The organism is Klebsiella sp. AqSCr, assembly GCF_008452795.1.
GTDB classification, from domain to species: domain Bacteria; phylum Pseudomonadota; class Gammaproteobacteria; order Enterobacterales; family Enterobacteriaceae; genus Klebsiella; species Klebsiella pneumoniae.
On the sequence record NZ_MJDM01000008.1, the window covers coordinates 23,674 to 40,316 of the forward strand.

14 protein-coding genes and 4 tRNA genes are annotated in these 16,643 nt (G+C 58.0%); 17 read left to right on the top strand and 1 reads right to left on the bottom strand.

The window, feature by feature from the left end; translation table 11 throughout:
* The first annotated feature begins 71 nt into the window (after positions 1-71).
* The 17 genes from wecA to BHE81_RS23590 all read left to right on the top strand — a co-directional run bounded on the left by wecA (position 72) and on the right by BHE81_RS23590 (position 14,983).
* The gene (wecA, locus tag BHE81_RS23510) at positions 72-1,175 is read left to right on the top strand and encodes a UDP-N-acetylglucosamine--undecaprenyl-phosphate N-acetylglucosaminephosphotransferase (protein ID WP_002883295.1); all 1,104 of its coding nucleotides are present in this window, start codon (positions 72-74) and stop codon (positions 1,173-1,175) included.
* A 13-nt stretch (positions 1,176-1,188) separates the two neighbouring features.
* Positions 1,189-2,235: an ECA polysaccharide chain length modulation protein gene (gene wzzE, locus BHE81_RS23515; RefSeq protein ID WP_002883296.1), complete on the top strand. Its 1,047-nt coding sequence runs from the start codon at positions 1,189-1,191 to the stop codon at positions 2,233-2,235.
* Between the two features lie 56 nt (positions 2,236-2,291).
* Positions 2,292-3,422 (top strand): non-hydrolyzing UDP-N-acetylglucosamine 2-epimerase, encoded by a 1,131-nt coding sequence (gene wecB, locus BHE81_RS23520; protein ID WP_002883297.1) that lies wholly within the window; start codon positions 2,292-2,294, stop codon positions 3,420-3,422.
* A complete protein-coding gene (gene wecC, locus BHE81_RS23525; protein ID WP_004186361.1) occupies positions 3,419-4,681 on the top strand; it encodes a UDP-N-acetyl-D-mannosamine dehydrogenase in 1,263 nt (420 codons plus the stop codon). Before wecB ends, wecC begins: the two co-directional genes overlap by 4 nt.
* Positions 4,678-5,745, top strand: coding sequence for a dTDP-glucose 4,6-dehydratase (gene rffG / locus BHE81_RS23530; protein ID WP_002883303.1), 1,068 nt, complete (start codon positions 4,678-4,680; stop codon positions 5,743-5,745). The genes wecC and rffG overlap by 4 nt, the downstream gene beginning before the upstream one ends.
* 18 nt (positions 5,746-5,763) lie before the next feature.
* Complete coding sequence (gene rfbA, locus BHE81_RS23535) at positions 5,764-6,645, top strand: glucose-1-phosphate thymidylyltransferase RfbA (RefSeq protein WP_002883307.1); 882 nt, start codon at positions 5,764-5,766, stop codon at positions 6,643-6,645.
* Positions 6,623-7,297, top strand: coding sequence for a dTDP-4-amino-4,6-dideoxy-D-galactose acyltransferase (rffC, locus tag BHE81_RS23540; RefSeq protein WP_004146507.1), 675 nt, complete (start codon positions 6,623-6,625; stop codon positions 7,295-7,297). The genes rfbA and rffC overlap by 23 nt, the downstream gene beginning before the upstream one ends.
* A gap of 5 nt (positions 7,298-7,302) precedes the next feature.
* Positions 7,303-8,433 (top strand): dTDP-4-amino-4,6-dideoxygalactose transaminase, encoded by a 1,131-nt coding sequence (rffA, locus tag BHE81_RS23545; RefSeq protein ID WP_002883310.1) that lies wholly within the window; start codon positions 7,303-7,305, stop codon positions 8,431-8,433.
* 1 nt (position 8,434) lies between these two features.
* Entirely contained in the window at positions 8,435-9,685 is a 1,251-nt protein-coding gene (gene wzxE / locus BHE81_RS23550) for a lipid III flippase WzxE (protein WP_023342565.1), read from the top strand.
* Complete coding sequence (locus BHE81_RS23555; RefSeq protein ID WP_004150425.1) at positions 9,682-10,758, top strand: TDP-N-acetylfucosamine:lipid II N-acetylfucosaminyltransferase; 1,077 nt, start codon at positions 9,682-9,684, stop codon at positions 10,756-10,758. The genes wzxE and BHE81_RS23555 overlap by 4 nt, the downstream gene beginning before the upstream one ends.
* Positions 10,755-12,101 carry an ECA oligosaccharide polymerase gene (gene wzyE, locus BHE81_RS23560; protein WP_004186365.1) on the top strand — a complete coding sequence of 449 codons (1,347 nt, stop codon included), beginning with the start codon at positions 10,755-10,757 and terminating at the stop codon, positions 12,099-12,101. Before BHE81_RS23555 ends, wzyE begins: the two co-directional genes overlap by 4 nt.
* Before the next feature lie 11 nt (positions 12,102-12,112).
* Positions 12,113-12,853: a lipopolysaccharide N-acetylmannosaminouronosyltransferase gene (wecG, locus tag BHE81_RS23565; protein ID WP_004181648.1), complete on the top strand. Its 741-nt coding sequence runs from the start codon at positions 12,113-12,115 to the stop codon at positions 12,851-12,853.
* A gap of 205 nt (positions 12,854-13,058) precedes the next feature.
* Entirely contained in the window at positions 13,059-14,444 is a 1,386-nt protein-coding gene (gene thrP / locus BHE81_RS23570; protein WP_002883322.1) for a bifunctional threonine/serine APC transporter ThrP, read from the top strand.
* Positions 14,445-14,546: 102 nt separating this feature from the next.
* A tRNA-Arg gene (locus BHE81_RS23575) sits at positions 14,547-14,623 on the top strand.
* Between the two features lie 55 nt (positions 14,624-14,678).
* Positions 14,679-14,754: transfer RNA gene (locus BHE81_RS23580), tRNA-His, on the top strand.
* 23 nt (positions 14,755-14,777) lie between these two features.
* Positions 14,778-14,864, top strand: a tRNA-Leu gene (locus BHE81_RS23585).
* Positions 14,865-14,906: 42 nt separating this feature from the next.
* Positions 14,907-14,983: transfer RNA gene (locus tag BHE81_RS23590), tRNA-Pro, on the top strand.
* 461 nt (positions 14,984-15,444) lie between these two features.
* On the opposite strand, the gene hemY is transcribed toward BHE81_RS23590, so the two are convergent.
* Positions 15,445-16,641 (bottom strand): protoheme IX biogenesis protein HemY, encoded by a 1,197-nt coding sequence (gene hemY, locus BHE81_RS23595; RefSeq protein ID WP_023302334.1) that lies wholly within the window; start codon positions 16,639-16,641, stop codon positions 15,445-15,447.
* Between the last annotated feature and the right edge of the window lie 2 nt (positions 16,642-16,643).

Sequence of the window (16,643 nt, forward strand, 5' to 3'; positions counted from 1 at the left end):
CTTTTCCCCTTCTGGAGTTGGGGCATCATCGCTATACTTCCCGGATTAACTATGCTGAGAGCACATGCGTTGTGAATTTACTCACTGCTATTACTGAATTAATCAGTATTTTCTTATTCACGACCCTCTTTATTTTTGTCGCGCGGAAAGTGGCAAAAAAGATCGGGTTAGTGGATAAACCCAACTATCGCAAACGGCATCAGGGGTTGATTCCGTTGGTCGGTGGTATCTCAGTTTATGCAGGTATCTGTTTCACTTTCGCCATCGCCGATTATTATATTCCTCACGCCTCGCTGTATCTGGCCTGCGCGGGGGTATTGGTGCTGGTTGGCGCGCTTGACGATCGCTTCGACATCAGCGTGAAAATTCGCGCGGTCATTCAGGCCGCGATCGCCGTGATTATGATGATGGCAGGGAATCTGCATCTGAGTAGTTTGGGCTTTATTTTTGGCTCGTGGGAACTGGTGCTGGGGCCCTTCGGCTTCTTCCTGACGCTGTTTGCCGTCTGGGCCGCTATCAATGCGTTCAACATGGTCGATGGTATCGACGGCCTGCTCGGCGGACTGTCATCGGTCTCTTTTGCGGCGACCGGGATTATCCTTTGGTTTGATGGTCAGTACAGCCTGGCGATGTGGTGTTTCGCGATGATCGCCGCCATTCTACCCTATATTCTTCTCAATCTTGGCGCCCTCGGCCGCCGCTATAAAGTCTTTATGGGTGACGCCGGCAGCACGATGATTGGCTTCACCATCATCTGGATCCTGCTGGAAACCACGCAAGGTAAAACGCATCCCATTAGCCCGGTGACCGCGCTGTGGATTATCGCTATCCCGCTGATGGACATGGTGGCGATTATGTATCGCCGCCTGCGCAAAGGCATGAGTCCTTTCTCACCGGACCGTCAGCATATTCATCATTTGATCATGCGCGCCGGGTTTACTTCCCGCCAGGCGTTTGTCCTGATTACCCTGGCCGCCGCCCTGCTGGCGCTGGTTGGCGTCGTGGCGGAGTACACCCGCATTGTGCCGGAATGGGTGATGTTAATTCTCTTTTTGGTAGCCTTCTTTCTTTATGGCTACTGTATTAAGCGCGCCTGGAAAGTGGCGCGCCTGGTTAAGCGCATCAGACGCAGAATTCGGCGACACAGCGGCAATAATCCGAAACTAACCAAGTAGAGCTGGGGATGTGATGACTCAACCATTACCGGGAGCACAAGCAGTGAACGTTGAGAACGAGCTGGATATTCGCGGGCTGTTTCGCGCTTTATGGGCAGGAAAAGGCTGGATAGTCGGCGGCGCCGTACTCTTCGCCGCCATCGTGCTGGTGTACACCTTCTTTGCTCGCCAGGAGTGGAGCGCCACGGCGATCACCGATCGGCCTACTGTCAATATGTTGGGGGGATACTATTCCCAACAGCAGTTCTTACGCAATCTGGACATTAAAGCCGACCTCGCCTCGGTCGACCAGCCTTCCGCCATGGATGAAGCGTATAAAGAGTTCATCATGCAGCTGGCCTCCTGGGATACCCGGCGCGATTTCTGGCTGCAAACGGACTACTACAAGCAGCGTCAGTCGGGTAATGCCCGCGCTGATGCGGCGATGCTGGATGACCTGATTAACAATATCCAGTTTATGCCAGGCGATGCGGCCAAGAGCATTAACGACAGCGTCAAACTGACCGCCGAGACCGGGCAGGATGCCAATAATCTGTTGCGTCAGTATGTGGCCTTCGCCAGCCAGCGGGCGGCAGGCCATCTTAACGACGAACTTAAAGGCGCCTGGGCGGCGCGGACGGTGCAGATGAAGGCGCAGGTGAAGCGCCAGGAAGAGGTGGCCGAGGCCATCTTCAACCGCCGGACGCACAGCGTGGAGCAGGCGCTGAAGGTGGCTCAGCAGCACAATATTTCACGTAGCGAAACGGATGTTCCTGCCGATCAGTTGCCGGATTCAGAGCTATTTTTATTGGGCAGGCCGATGCTGCAGGCCAGGCTGGAAAACCTGCAGGCCGTCGGGCCGGAATATGACCTCGATTACGACCAGAACCGCGCCATGCTGAGCACGTTGAACGTCGGTCCAACGTTAGATCCGCGTTTTCAGACTTACCGGTATTTGCGGACGCCGGAAGAACCTGTAAAACGCGATAGCCCGCGCCGTGTATTTCTGATGGTGATGTGGGGGATTGTGGGTGCGCTCATCGGCGCAGGCGTGGCGTTATCGCGTCGTCGTGTCCTGTGATTGCGGCCTGTGGTGAAGGGCAGATGACCTTCATCGCCTAATCGAAGAGAATCGATGTGAAAGTACTAACTGTATTTGGCACGAGGCCGGAAGCCATCAAGATGGCGCCTCTGGTCCATGCGCTGGCAAAGGATCCTCATTTTGAGGCGAAAGTATGCGTGACCGCGCAGCATCGGGAGATGCTCGATCAGGTGTTGAAACTTTTCTCTATTGTCCCGGACTACGATCTCAACATCATGAAGCCGGGGCAGGGGCTGACCGAGATCACCTGTCGCATCCTTGAAGGGCTGAAGCCGGTGCTGGAGTCGTTTAAACCCGACGTGGTGCTGGTGCATGGCGATACCACCACCACCATGGCGGCGAGCCTGGCGGCGTTTTACCAGCGGATACCGGTGGGTCACGTAGAGGCCGGCCTGCGCACCGGCGATTTAAGTTCGCCGTGGCCGGAAGAAGGCAACCGTACGTTGACCGGCCATCTGGCGACATACCATTTCGCCCCCACGGAAACCTCGCGGCAGAACCTGCTGCGGGAAAATATTGCCGACAGTCGGATCACGGTTACCGGGAATACGGTCATTGACGCCCTGTTCTGGGTGCGGGATCGGGTGCTGGGTGATGAAGCGCTACGGGAGACCCTGCTGCAGCGCTATCCTTTCATCAGCCACGGTAAAAAGATGATTCTGGTTACCGGCCACCGGCGGGAAAGCTTTGGGCTCGGTTTTGAACAGATCTGCCAGGCGCTGGCCGAGATAGCCCATACCCACCCTGAGGTGCAGATTGTCTATCCGGTTCACCTGAATCCTAATGTCAGCGAGCCGGTGAATCGTATTCTTGGTCATATTGACAATGTGATGTTGATTGAACCGCAGGATTACCTGCCGTTCGTCTGGCTGATGGATCGCGCCTGGCTGATCCTGACCGATTCCGGCGGCATTCAGGAAGAGGCCCCCTCGCTGGGTAAGCCGGTGCTGGTCATGCGCGATATGACCGAACGTCCGGAAGCGGTGGCCGCCGGCACCGTGTGTCTGGTGGGCACCGACAGCCAGCGCATCGTCGCGGAAGTGACGCGACTGCTGGAGGATGATGCTGCATACCAGGCGATGAGCCGCGCGCATAATCCCTATGGCGATGGCGAAGCATGTCGTCGCATTTTGTCTGCACTTAAAAATAATCAGGTAACGCTATGAGTTTTTCTACCATTTCAGTGATTGGCCTTGGCTATATCGGGCTGCCAACCGCTGCCGCGTTCGCCTCCCGGCAGAAGCGGGTGGTCGGCGTTGATGTTAATCAACATGCCGTGGAGACCATTAACCGTGGAGAGATTCATATCGTGGAGCCAGATCTGGCGAGCGTGGTGAAGACCGCGGTCGAGCAGGGGTATTTAAGCGCCACCACCACCCCGGTGGAGGCGGATGCTTACCTGATTGCCGTGCCGACGCCGTTTAAAGATCGCCACGAGCCGGATATGGTGTTTGTCGAGTCGGCCGCCAAATCTATTGCGCCGACGTTAAAGAAAGGGTCGCTGGTGATCCTCGAGTCCACTTCGCCGGTCGGGTCGACCGAACAGATGGCCGAGTGGCTGGCGGAGATGCGCCCGGATCTTAGCTTCCCCCAGCAGGTGGGTGAAGCGGCGGACGTGAATATCGCCTACTGCCCGGAGCGGGTATTGCCCGGTCAGGTGATGGTCGAGCTGATTAAAAACGACCGCGTTATCGGCGGCATGTCGCCGGTCTGCTCCGCTCGCGCCAGCGAGCTGTATAAAATCTTCCTTGAAGGCGAATGCGTGGTGACCAACTCGCGCACCGCCGAGATGTGCAAGCTGACGGAAAACAGCTTCCGCGACGTCAACATCGCTTTTGCCAACGAGCTGTCGCTGATTTGCGCCGACCAGGGGATTAACGTCTGGGAGCTGATCCGCCTGGCGAACCGCCATCCGCGCGTCAATATCCTGCAGCCGGGCCCGGGTGTTGGCGGCCACTGTATCGCCGTCGACCCATGGTTTATCGTGGCGCAAAACCCGCAGCAGGCGCGTCTGATCCGCACCGCTCGCGAGGTCAACGACCACAAGCCGGAATGGGTTATCGAACAGGTGAAAGCGCAGGTGGCGGACTGCCTGAATGCCACCAACAAGCGGGCCAGCGAACTGACGATCGCCTGTTTTGGCCTCGCTTTTAAACCGAATATTGACGACCTGCGCGAAAGTCCGGCGATGGAAATTGCCGCGCAGATTGCCCGCTGGCACAGCGGCACGACCCAGGTGGTTGAGCCCAACATTCACGCGCTGCCGAAGAAACTCGATGGACTGTGTACGCTGGCGACCCTTGAGGCGGCGCTGGCCAGCGCCGATGTGTTGGTGATGTTGGTCGATCATAACCAATTTAAAGCCGTTAGCGGCGATAGCGTCACCCAGGCGTTTATCGTCGACACCAAAGGAGTGTGGCGGTGAGAACCATTCTGGTCACCGGCGGCGCGGGCTTCATTGGTTCGGCGGTAGTGCGGGAGATTATCCAGCACACCGCCGATCGCGTGGTGGTGGTGGATAAACTGACCTACGCCGGCAATTTAATGTCGCTGGCGCCGGTGGCGCAGGATGCGCGTTTCGCCTTTGAACAGGTGGATATCTGCGACCGCGCCGAGCTGGATCGCATTTTTCGTCAGCATCAACCGGATACGGTGATGCACCTGGCGGCGGAAAGCCATGTCGATCGTTCGATTGACGGCCCGGCGGCGTTTATCGAGACCAATATCGTGGGCACCTATACGCTGCTGGAGGCGGCCCGTAGCTGGTGGAATACCCTGGCTACGGCGCAAAAATCGGCGTTTCGCTTCCATCACATCTCCACCGATGAAGTGTATGGCGATCTGCACGGCAGCGATGATTTCTTTACCGAGACCACGCCCTATGCGCCAAGCAGCCCCTATTCGGCTTCGAAAGCCAGCAGCGACCACCTGGTGCGCGCCTGGCTGCGAACCTATGGCCTGCCGACGCTTATCACCAACTGCTCAAATAACTACGGCCCGTATCACTTTCCCGAAAAGCTGATCCCGCTGACGATCCTTAACGCGCTGGCGGGCAAGCCGCTGCCGGTGTATGGCAATGGACAACAGATCCGCGACTGGCTGTACGTGGAAGATCACGCCAGAGCGCTGTATCTGGTGGCGACCCGCGGCGAACCGGGCGAAACTTACAATATCGGCGGTCATAACGAACGTAAAAATATCGAGGTGGTGGAAACCATTTGTCAGCTGCTGGAAGAGCTGGCGCCGGATAAGCCGCAAGGCGTGGCGCACTATCGCGATCTGATCGCCTTCGTTGCCGATCGTCCGGGCCACGATCTGCGCTATGCCATTGATGCCTCGAAGATTGCCCGCGAGCTGGGCTGGACGCCGGCAGAGACTTTCACCTCCGGTATGCGTAAGACCGTGGCGTGGTATCTGGCGAACGAGGCCTGGTGGCGTCAGGTTCAGGACGGAAGCTATCAGGGCGAGCGTCTTGGGCTGCAAAGCTAATCATCTCTGGGGGGAATGATGAAAGGTATTATTCTGGCGGGCGGTTCCGGAACGCGGCTACATCCCATCACCCGCGGCGTATCGAAGCAGCTGTTGCCGATCTACGATAAGCCGATGATCTACTACCCGCTGTCGGTATTAATGCTGGCCGGGATCCGTGAGATCCTGATTATCACCACGCCGGACGACCTACGTGATTTCCAGCGCCTGCTCGGCGATGGCTCAGAGTTTGGCATTGCGCTGCACTATGCCGTACAGCCGACGCCGGATGGTTTAGCCCAGGCGTTTATCATCGGCGAAGCCTTTCTTAACGGCGAACCGGCGTGTCTGGTGTTAGGCGACAATATCTTCTTCGGCCAAAGCTTTAGCCCGAAGCTGCGCAGCGTCGCTGCCCGCACGGAAGGGGCGACGATTTTTGGCTATCAGGTGATGGATCCTGAGCGCTTTGGCGTGGTGGAGTTTGATGATAACTTCCGTGCGCTATCGCTGGAAGAGAAGCCGAAGCAGCCGAAGTCGAACTGGGCGGTCACCGGTCTCTATTTCTACGATGGCAAGGTGACGGAGTATGCCAAACGGGTCAAACCATCCGAGCGCGGCGAGCTGGAAATCACCTCCATCAACCAGATGTATCTGGAGGATGGCGCATTGACTGTCGAACTGCTTGGACGCGGCTTTGCCTGGCTGGACACCGGCACCCACGATAGCCTGATCGAGGCCAGCATGTTCGTGCAGACCGTCGAGAAGCGCCAGGGCTTTAAAATCGCCTGTCTGGAAGAGATCGGCTGGCGTAACGGCTGGCTGGACGACGACGGCGTCAAACGTGCGGCGAAGCGGCTGGAAAAAACCGGCTACGGCCAATATCTGCTGGATCTGCTCCGTGCCCGTCCGCGCCAGTATTGACCCCCTGGAGTGGGAGAACCGCTTCTTTGCCGTGAACAGCGCGATCGTGCGCTTTGACGAGCACGCGCCGCGGCTGACGCCTGAGGCGCTGGCGGGGTGGTCGCGAGTGCAGGCGAAGATCGCCGCCAGCGACACCGTCCGGCTGGACGCGCTGCAGCGGCTGGGTTTTCAGCTGGTGGAAGGTGAGGTCGATCTGGCGCTGCCGGTGGGCAGCCCTGCAGATGCCGGCGCAGACGTCGCCGTGGAAGCGGATATTGCGCCGCTGCGCGAGCAGGCGGCGCAGGCATTTGCCATGAGCCGCTTTCGCGCGCCCTGGTACGCTGCCGACGCTAGCGGCCGCTTCTATGCCCAGTGGATTGAAAATGCGGTGCGCGGCACCTTCGATCATCAGTGCCTGATTTACCGCCATCCTGAGGGCGATATTCGCGCCTTTGTCTCCCTGCGGCAGATCACTGCGACCGAAGCGCGTATCGGCCTGCTGGCCGGACGCGGCGCCGGGGCGCAGTTGATGCAGGCGGCGCGGTACTGGGCCGCCTCGCGCGGACTTTCTACACTGCGGGTGGCGACCCAGATGGGCAACACCGCCGCGCTTAAACGTTATATTCTCAGCGGTGCTAACGTGGAAAGCACCGCCTACTGGCTATACAGGTGACCCCCATGATCCCATTTAACGCGCCGCCGGTGGTTGGAACCGAGCTTGATTACATGCAGTCTGCGATGAACAGCGGCAAGCTGTGCGGCGACGGCGGCTTTACGCGCCGCTGCCAGCAGTGGATGGAGCAGCGATTTGGCACGGCAAAAGCGCTACTGACCCCTTCCTGCACGGCTTCGCTGGAGATGGCCGCGCTGCTGCTGGATATCCAGCCGGGCGACGAAGTGATTATGCCCAGCTATACCTTTGTCTCCACCGCCAACGCCTTTGTGCTGCGTGGGGCGAAAATCGTCTTCGTTGATATCCGTCGCGATACGATGAATATCGACGAAACGCTCATCGAAGCCGCCATCACCGATAAAACCCGGGCGATTGTCCCGGTGCATTATGCCGGCGTAGCCTGCGAGATGGACACCATCATGGCCATCGCCGACAAATACAACCTGTTTGTGGTGGAAGACGCCGCGCAGGGGGTGATGTCCACCTACAAGGGGCGCGCGCTGGGCACCATCGGCCATATCGGCTGCTTCAGCTTCCATGAAACCAAAAACTACACCGCCGGCGGTGAGGGCGGGGCGACGCTGATCAACGATCGCACGCTGGTGGAACGCGCGGAGATTATTCGCGAAAAAGGCACCAACCGCAGCCAGTTCTTTCGCGGCCTGGTGGATAAATATACCTGGCGGGACATTGGCTCCAGCTATCTGATGTCCGACCTGCAGGCCGCCTATCTGTGGGCGCAGCTGGAAGCGGCGGAGCGCATCAACCAGCAGCGCCTGGCCCTGTGGCAGAACTACTATGATGCGCTGCTGCCGCTGGCGCGCGCCGGGCGTATCGAACTGCCGACGGTTCCGGCCGACTGCGGGCAAAACGCCCACATGTTCTACATTAAGCTGCGCGATATCGAGGATCGCAGCAGACTGATCGCCTGGCTGAAAGAGGCGGAGATCCTCGCGGTATTCCATTACATTCCCCTGCACAGCTGCCCGGCAGGCGAACAGTTCGGCGAATTCCGCGGTGAAGACCGCTACACCACTCAGGAGAGCGAGCGTCTGGTACGCCTGCCGCTGTTTTACAATCTGTCTGTGGTGAACCAGCGGACGGTGATTAACTCGCTGCTGAGCTACTTCTCCTGATATGTCGTTAGCAAAAGCCTCACTGTGGACGGCGGCATCGACGCTGGTCAAAATCGGCGCCGGTCTGCTGGTCGTCAAGCTGCTGGCCGTCTCGTTTGGGCCGGCGGGCGTTGGCCAGGCCGGTAACTTCCGGCAACTGGTCACCGTACTCGGCGTGCTGGCCGGGGCCGGGATATTTAATGGCGTCACGAAGCTGGTGGCGCAGCATCACGACGATCCCCCGCGCCTGAAGCAGGTGGTGGGCACCTCGTCGGCGATGGTGCTTGGCTTTTCCACCCTGCTGGCGCTGGTATTTTTACTGGCGGCGGCGCCGATAAGCCAGGGGCTGTTCGGCCATACGCACTATCAGGGGCTGGTACGCCTGGTGGCGCTGGTGCAGATGGGGATCGCCTGGGCGAATTTCCTGCTGGCGCTGATGAAAGGCTTTCGCGATGCGGCGGGTAACGCCTTCTCGCTGATTGCCGGGAGCCTGATCGGCGTGGCGGCTTACTATGCTTGCTACGTGTTGGGCGGCTATCAGGGCGCGCTGCTGGGGCTGGCGTTAGTTCCAGCGCTGGTGGTGGTCCCGGCGGGTATTATGCTCTGGCGGCGGGGTAATATCCCGCTGAGCGCCCTGCGTCCGCGCTGGGATAACGGTCTGACGGGACAGCTATCGAAATTTACCCTGATGGCGCTGATAACCTCGGTGACCCTGCCGGTAGCCTATGTGATGATGCGTAATCTGCTGGCGGCGCATTACGGCTGGGAGGCGGTCGGGATCTGGCAGGGGGTTAGCAGCATCTCCGATGCCTACCTGCAGTTTATTACCGCCTCGTTTAGCGTCTATCTGCTGCCGACGCTGTCGCGGCTGAGCGCCAAAACGGATATCACCCACGAGATAGTCAAGTCGCTGAAATTCGTCCTGCCGGCAGTAGCGGCGGCGAGCCTGACGGTCTGGCTGCTGCGCGATTTTGCCATCTGGCTGCTGTTTTCCGATCGCTTTACCGCGATGCGTGACCTGTTTGCCTGGCAGCTGGTGGGCGACGTTTTAAAAGTAGGCGCCTACGTCTATGGCTATCTGGTGATCGCCAAAGCGTCGCTGCGTTTTTATATTCTGACGGAAATCAGCCAGTTCGCACTGCTGACCACATTCTCACACTGGCTTATACCGGCGCACGGCGCGGTTGGCGCGGCGCAGGCATATATGGCCACTTATATTGTTTATTTCGCCCTTTGTAGTGGCGTGTTTTTACTCTGGCGTAAACGGGCATGACAGCACTGATACATGTACTGGGATCGGATATCCCGCATCATAACCAGACCGTACTGCGGTTCTTTAACGACGAACTGGCCGCCGACCCGCAGGCCAGGAGATTTATGATCGTCGGTGATGAGGCCTGCGTGCGTGATGGGTATCCGGCGCTGGACATCACCTGCTATCCGGGGAAGAAATCGCTGGCGCAGGCAGTGATTGCTACCGCGAAAGCCAACCGCCAGCAGCGCTTTTTCTTCCACGGCCAGTTCAATACCGGGCTGTGGCTGGCGCTGTTGAGCGGCGGCATCCGCCCGTCGCAGTTTAACTGGCATATCTGGGGGGCGGATCTGTATGAAAATTCTGCCAGCCTGAAGTTTCGCCTGTTCTATCCGCTGCGCCGTATGGCGCAGGGGCGGGTAGGGCGCGTTTTCGCCACCCGCGGCGATCTCAGCTGGTTCGCTAACCGCCATCCGCGCGTCCCGGGCGAGCTGCTCTACTTCCCGACCCGTATGGATCCGGCGCTGAATACCCTGGCCGATAACGCTCCGCGCGGTGATACCCTGACTATTCTGGTCGGCAACTCCGGGGATCGCAGCAATGAACATATTGCCGCGCTGAAGGCAATCCATCAGCAGTTTGGCGATACGGTAAACGTCATCGTGCCGATGGGCTATCCAGCGAAAAACGACGCCTATATCAATGAGGTTCGCGAGGCGGGGGCGGCGCTGTTTAGCGGTGAGCATCTGCAGATCCTCAGCGAGAAGCTGGAGTTTCATGATTATCTGGCGCTGCTGCGCCGCTGCGATCTGGGCTATTTTCTGTTTGCCCGCCAGCAGGGGATCGGCACCCTGTGTCTGCTGATTCAGGCGGGCATACCCTGCGTGCTCAATCGGGAAAACCCGTTCTGGCAGGATATGGCCGAGCAGCATGTGCCGGTGCTGTTCACCAGCGACGCACTGGACGTCAGCGTGGTGCGCGAAGCGCAGCGTCAGCTGGCGAGCGTGGATAAATCCGCTATCGCCTTCTTCCGGCCGAACTATCTGACGGGCTGGCGGCGGGCGCTACGGTTAGCGGCGGAGGGGCAGGCATGACGTTAATGCAATTTAGCGGGCTGCTGGTGGTCTGGCTACTGTCGACGCTGTTCATCGCCACCGCCACCTGGTTTGAGTTCCGTCGGGTACGCTTTAACTTCAACGTTTTTTTCTCGTTGCTGTTTCTGCTGACCTTTTTCTTCGGCTTCCCGCTGACCAGTATTCTGGTGTTCCGCTTTGACGTCAGCGTGGCGCCGCCGGAGATTTTGCTGCAGACGCTGCTGATCGCGGTGTGCTTCTACGCAGTCTACTACGTGACCTATAAAACGCGGCTGCGTTCGGCATCGCGTGAGGTTGCGCATCGCCCGCTGTTTACCATGAACCGGGTGGAAACCCATCTGGCGTGGGGCATTTTGATGGGGCTGGCGCTGCTGTGCGTCGGCATCTTCTTCGCCCACAACGGTTTCCTGCTGTTTAAGCTCAACTCCTACAGCCAGATTTTCTCTGCTGAAGTGTCCGGCGTGGCGTTGAAGCGCTTCTTTTACTTCTTTATTCCGGCGATGCTGGTGGTCTATTTTCTGCGCCAGGATTATAAGGCGTGGATCTTCTTCCTCGTCAGCACGGTGGCCTTTGGTTTGCTGACCTACGCCATCGTCGGCGGGACGCGCGCCAATATTATCATCGCTTTCGCCATCTTTCTGTTCATCGGTATTATTCGCGGCTGGATCAGCCTGTGGATGCTGGCGGCGGCGGGTGTGCTGGGTATTGTCGGCATGTTCTGGCTGGCGCTGAAGCGCTACGGGATGAACGTCAGCGGCGACGAAGCGTTTTATACCTTTCTGTATCTCACGCGCGACACCTTCTCACCGTGGGAGAACCTGGCGCTGCTGCTGCAGAACTACGACAAGATCGATTTCCAGGGTCTGGCGCCGATGATCCGCGACTTCTACGTCTTTATCCCCAGCTGGCTGTGGCACGGTCGCCCGACGATGGTGCTCAATACCGCCAACTACTTTACCTGGGAAGTATTAAACAACCATTCGGGGCTGGCGATCTCGCCGACGCTGATTGGCTCGCTGGTGGTGATGGGCGGCGTCTGGTTCGTACCGCTGGGCGCCGTGGCGGTAGGGTTGATTATTAAATGGTTCGACTGGCTGTATGAGCTGGGCAACCGGGAGAGCAATCGCTATAAAGCGGCTATCCTGCACAGTTTCTGTTTCGGCGCTATCTTCAACATGATAGTGCTGGCGCGCGAGGGGCTGGATTCGTTCGGCTCCCGCGTGGTGTTTTTCCTCGTGATCTTTGGTATCTGCTTGCTGGCGGCGAAACTGCTGTACTGGTTCCTGGATAGCGTGGGACTGATTCATAAGCGCGTAAAACCGCTTTCGCAACCGCAAGTCTGAGAAGGATGGACATGACTGGGACCATTTCCGCGCCGTTGTACCTGTTAAGAGGGCTGCAGCTCATAGGCTGGCGCGATATGCAGCACGCTCTGGATTATTTGTTTGCCGACGGCGCGCTCCGGGAGGGGACGCTGGTAGCCATTAATGCTGAGAAAATGCTGGCCGTAGAGGATAACCCGGAGGTACGGGCGCTGATTGAGGCGGCGGAGTTTAAATATGCCGATGGCATCAGCGTGGTGCGTTCGCTGCGCAAAAAATACCCGCAGGCCCAGGTATCCCGCGTCGCCGGGGCCGATCTCTGGGAAGCGTTAATGCAGCGCGCCGGCGCTGAAGGGACACCGGTGTTTTTGGTTGGTGGTAAACCTGAGGTCCTGGCGCAGACAGAATCCAGGCTGCGTCAGCGCTGGCAGGTGAACATCGTCGGCAGCCAGGACGGTTATTTCACCCCTGAGCAACGCCAGGCATTGTTCGAACGCATTCGCGACAGCGGGGCGAAAATCGTCACCGTCGCGATGGGGTCGCCGCGCCAGGAGATCTTCATGCGCGACTGCCGGCGCCTGTATCCGCACGCGCTGTATATGGGCGTCGGCGGCACTTACGATGTTTTTACCGGGCACGTCCATCGGGCGCCGAAGTTCTGGCAGGATCTGGGGCTGGAGTGGTTCTATCGCCTGCTTTTGCAGCCGAGCCGTATCAAAAGACAGTTCCGTCTGCTGCGCTATTTACGTTGGCATTATTCCGGTAAGCTCTGATATTCCACTGCAACCAGGCGAGTTTGCATACATATTCTGTGTAATCTCTTCACTCGCCTGATACTTTATTTGCCATTTCCGCAAAATTAATTAACCATTCGCAGGCTTCATACGCGCCGGGGAGACCTGCGCGTCGGCAAGGCTATGGTTTCAGTTAATAACAATAACCGGGAGTACCCGGAATACGGCAAACACAAGAGGATATATGACTGAGAAAAAAGCGGAGCTTCAGCGTGGACTGGAGGCCCGGCATATTGAACTGATCGCCCTTGGCGGGACGATTGGCGTGGGGTTGTTTATGGGGGCGGCCAGTACCTTGAAATGGGCTGGGCCTTCCGTGCTGCTGGCGTACATTATCGCTGGCCTGTTCGTCTTTTTCATTATGCGCTCAATGGGCGAAATGCTGTTCCTTGAGCCTGTCACTGGCTCCTTCGCGGTGTATGCGCATCGCTATATGAGCCCCTTCTTCGGCTATCTGACCGCGTGGTCCTACTGGTTTATGTGGATGGCGGTGGGGATCTCGGAGATTACCGCCATCGGGGTCTATGTGCAGTTCTGGTTCCCGGAGATGGCGCAGTGGATCCCGGCGTTGATTGCCGTGGGGCTGGTGGCGCTGGCGAACCTCGCGGCGGTCCGGCTGTACGGTGAAATCGAGTTCTGGTTCGCCATGATAAAAGTGACCACCATTATCGTGATGATCGTCGTGGGTCTGGGCGTCATTTTCTTCGGCTTTGGCAACGGCGGCCACTCCATCGGTTTTGGTAATCTCACCGAACATGGTGGTTTCTTTGCTGGCGGCTGGAAGGGCTTCCTGACGGCGCTGTGTATCGTGGTCGCGTCCTATCAGGGGGTGGAGCTCATCGGCATTACCGCAGGTGAAGCGAAAAACCCCCAGGTGACGCTGCGCAGCGCGGTGGGCAAAGTGCTGTGGCGGATCCTGATTTTCTACGTCGGCGCGATTTTCGTTATCGTCACTATCTTCCCGTGGGATCAAATCGGCTCCAATGGCAGCCCGTTCGTACTGACGTTTGCCAAAATCGGTATTACCGCGGCGGCGGGAATTATCAACTTCGTGGTGCTGACGGCAGCGCTTTCCGGCTGCAACAGCGGAATGTACAGCTGCGGACGTATGCTGTACGCCCTGGCGAAGAACCGTCAGCTGCCGGCGGCGATCGGTAAGGTATCGCGCAACGGCGTTCCGTCCGTCGGTGTGGCGCTGTCGATTCTGATCCTGCTGGTGGGCTCCTGCCTGAATTACATTATTCCTAATCCGCAGCGGGTGTTCGTCTATGTCTATAGCGCCAGCGTCCTGCCGGGGATGGTGCCCTGGTTTGTGATCCTGATTAGTCAGCTGCGTTTCCGTCGCGTGCATCAGGCGGCGATTGCCAGCCATCCGTTCCGTTCGCTGCTGTTTCCGTGGGCCAACTATTTCACGATGGCCTTCCTGATCTGCGTGCTGGTCGGGATGGGACTGAATGATGAAACCCGCATGTCGCTCTTCGTCGGCATTATTTTTCTGGCCGCCGTCACCCTGATTTATAAGGTGTTTGGCCTCGGAAGACAGGGGCAAGTCAATAATACGGCTGAATAACCGTCAAAACGAACAAAGCATGAGCAAACGATAATTTTCTTTAAAAAGGCACTAGACAGCGGGGTAGGAAGTCCGTATTATCCGACCCCGCAACGGCGCTAAGCGCCCGTAGCTCAGCTGGATAGAGCGCTGCCCTCCGGAGGCAGAGGTCTCAGGTTCGAATCCTGTCGGGCGCACCATTAACCCGGTGCTGGAGCTGCGGTGGTTTTAATACCGCGTAAAAGGTTTGCAGTGGTGGCTATAGCTCAGTTGGTAGAGCCCTGGATTGTGATTCCAGTTGTCGTGGGTTCGAATCCCATTAGCCACCCCATTATTTGATAGAGTTGTGAATTTGCGAAGGTGGCGGAATTGGTAGACGCGCTAGCTTCAGGTGTTAGTGTTCTTACGGACGTGGGGGTTCAAGTCCCCCCCCTCGCACCACGACTTTAACGAATTGAACTAAAAATTCAAAAAGCAGTATTTCGGCGAGTAGCGCAGCTTGGTAGCGCAACTGGTTTGGGACCAGTGGGTCGGAGGTTCGAATCCTCTCTCGCCGACCAATTTTGAACCCCGCTTCGGCGGGGTTTTTTGTTTTCTGCTGCCGTCCGCCATCTCTTATTTCTCTGATCTTGCTGATAAAAAATCTTCTCTTTGCTTAAGAATACGCGTCAGGAAAACTCTCAATTCATCACTGTGGTAGATGCAATTTCCCCGGATCCTGTGCGATAATAACCGGGTAGATGCTCATTCCATCTCTTATGTTCGCCTTCGTGCCTCATAAACTCCGGAATGATGCAGAGCCGTTCTTACGGTGCTTATCGTCCACTGACAGATGTCGCATTTATGCCTCATCAAACACCATGGACATTACGTTGAGTGAAGCACCCAATTTGTTGTTAAACAGACCTGTTTTAACGCCTGCCCTGATTTCAGCGCAGGCGTTTTTTTCTTTCAGAGATCCGTCAATGCGAAGGCGGGGGAGAAGGGCTATCGCCCCGCAGGAGGCGATAGCCATGCCAGGTTATGGCTGAGGATTATTCTGCAGCGTCAGCAGCAGTCCATCGCGGCGCATAGCGGCGGCTTCTTCCGGCTGATGCAGGCGGTCCAGGGCATCCGCCAGCCAGGCGTAATCAAAGGCATCCGGACGCTGCTTAAGCGCGGCGCGGAAGGCGATGCTGGCCTCCTGCCATTCGCCGTGCCGCATCAGCGACTGGCCCAGGGTGCTCCACAGCAGCGGACGGTCGCCAACGGCTTTGATCTGCTGGCGCAGCACTTTCTCAAGCTGTTCCGGGTTATTGGTCTTCAGACGCGGGATCGGCATCACCAGACGGTCATCATACTGTTTCTTCAGACCATCAATGATAATTTGCTGCGCGGTATCGTGATCGTCGCTCTTGATGAGGCGCTCGGCCATCGCTACCTGCAGCGGCACCAGCGCCCGCGTTTTACGGCTCTGGTTGCGCCACCATTCGCGTAGTCCTTCGCTGCCGCCATCGGCCAGCGCTTTATCCATCAGGCCAACCCAGGCCAGCTGTTCCAGCGCCGCACGGTGCGCTTCATCGCCGACGTTAGCTTTCGCCATCGACGGAATGATGTCCAGCAGCGACTGCCAGGCGCCGGTGCGGGTGTATGCCTGTTCGGCGAGGCGCAGCACTTCCGGATGACGCGGGGTAATTTCCAGCAGCTTATCGATGCCATGGCGCGCAGCGTGATTTTCATTACGCGCCAGCTGCAGGCGAACGCGAGTGATTTCCACCGGGATCAGGTCATCGCCCGCCAGCTCGGTGGCGCGCTCCAGATGCTGGTTGGCCCGCGCTTCATCGCCGCGCTGCTGGGCCGCTTCCGCCGCCAGCAGATAGTTCACCACCGGCTGTTCGGCGTGATCGGCATTTTTCGCCATCAGCTTCTCAACCTGCTGGTAATCACCTTCCGCCAGCTTAAGCAGCGCCTGCTCGGTTTGCTTACGCGCGCGACGGCGTTTACGGCCGACAAACCAGCCGCGCGTATGCGCCCCGGTGCGGAAAATGCGGCGCAGCAGCCATTCAATGGCGAACAGCACCACCATGGCGAGGATCAGGATGATCACCAGCCCGGTCACGCTGGTCTCGATATTGTAATTATCGGTCTGGATCAGGACGTAGCCCTGATGCCCGGCGATCATCGGGCCAAGCACGATCCCGGCGATCAACAGTGCGAAGAGTAAAAGAATTTTCAGCATGC

Coding starts and splice junctions, on each gene's coding strand:
- wecC (WP_004186361.1), top strand. CDS start 3,419: ATGAGTTTTTCTACCATTTCAGTGATTGGCCTTGGCTATATCGGGCTG.
- wzxE (WP_023342565.1), top strand. CDS start 8,435: ATGTCGTTAGCAAAAGCCTCACTGTGGACGGCGGCATCGACGCTGGTC.
- rffA (WP_002883310.1), top strand. CDS start 7,303: ATGATCCCATTTAACGCGCCGCCGGTGGTTGGAACCGAGCTTGATTAC.
- thrP (WP_002883322.1), top strand. CDS start 13,059: ATGACTGAGAAAAAAGCGGAGCTTCAGCGTGGACTGGAGGCCCGGCAT.
- wecG (WP_004181648.1), top strand. CDS start 12,113: ATGACTGGGACCATTTCCGCGCCGTTGTACCTGTTAAGAGGGCTGCAG.
- wzyE (WP_004186365.1), top strand. CDS start 10,755: ATGACGTTAATGCAATTTAGCGGGCTGCTGGTGGTCTGGCTACTGTCG.
- hemY (WP_023302334.1), bottom strand. CDS start 16,641: ATGCTGAAAATTCTTTTACTCTTCGCACTGTTGATCGCCGGGATCGTG.
- BHE81_RS23555 (WP_004150425.1), top strand. CDS start 9,682: ATGACAGCACTGATACATGTACTGGGATCGGATATCCCGCATCATAAC.
- rfbA (WP_002883307.1), top strand. CDS start 5,764: ATGAAAGGTATTATTCTGGCGGGCGGTTCCGGAACGCGGCTACATCCC.
- wzzE (WP_002883296.1), top strand. CDS start 1,189: ATGACTCAACCATTACCGGGAGCACAAGCAGTGAACGTTGAGAACGAG.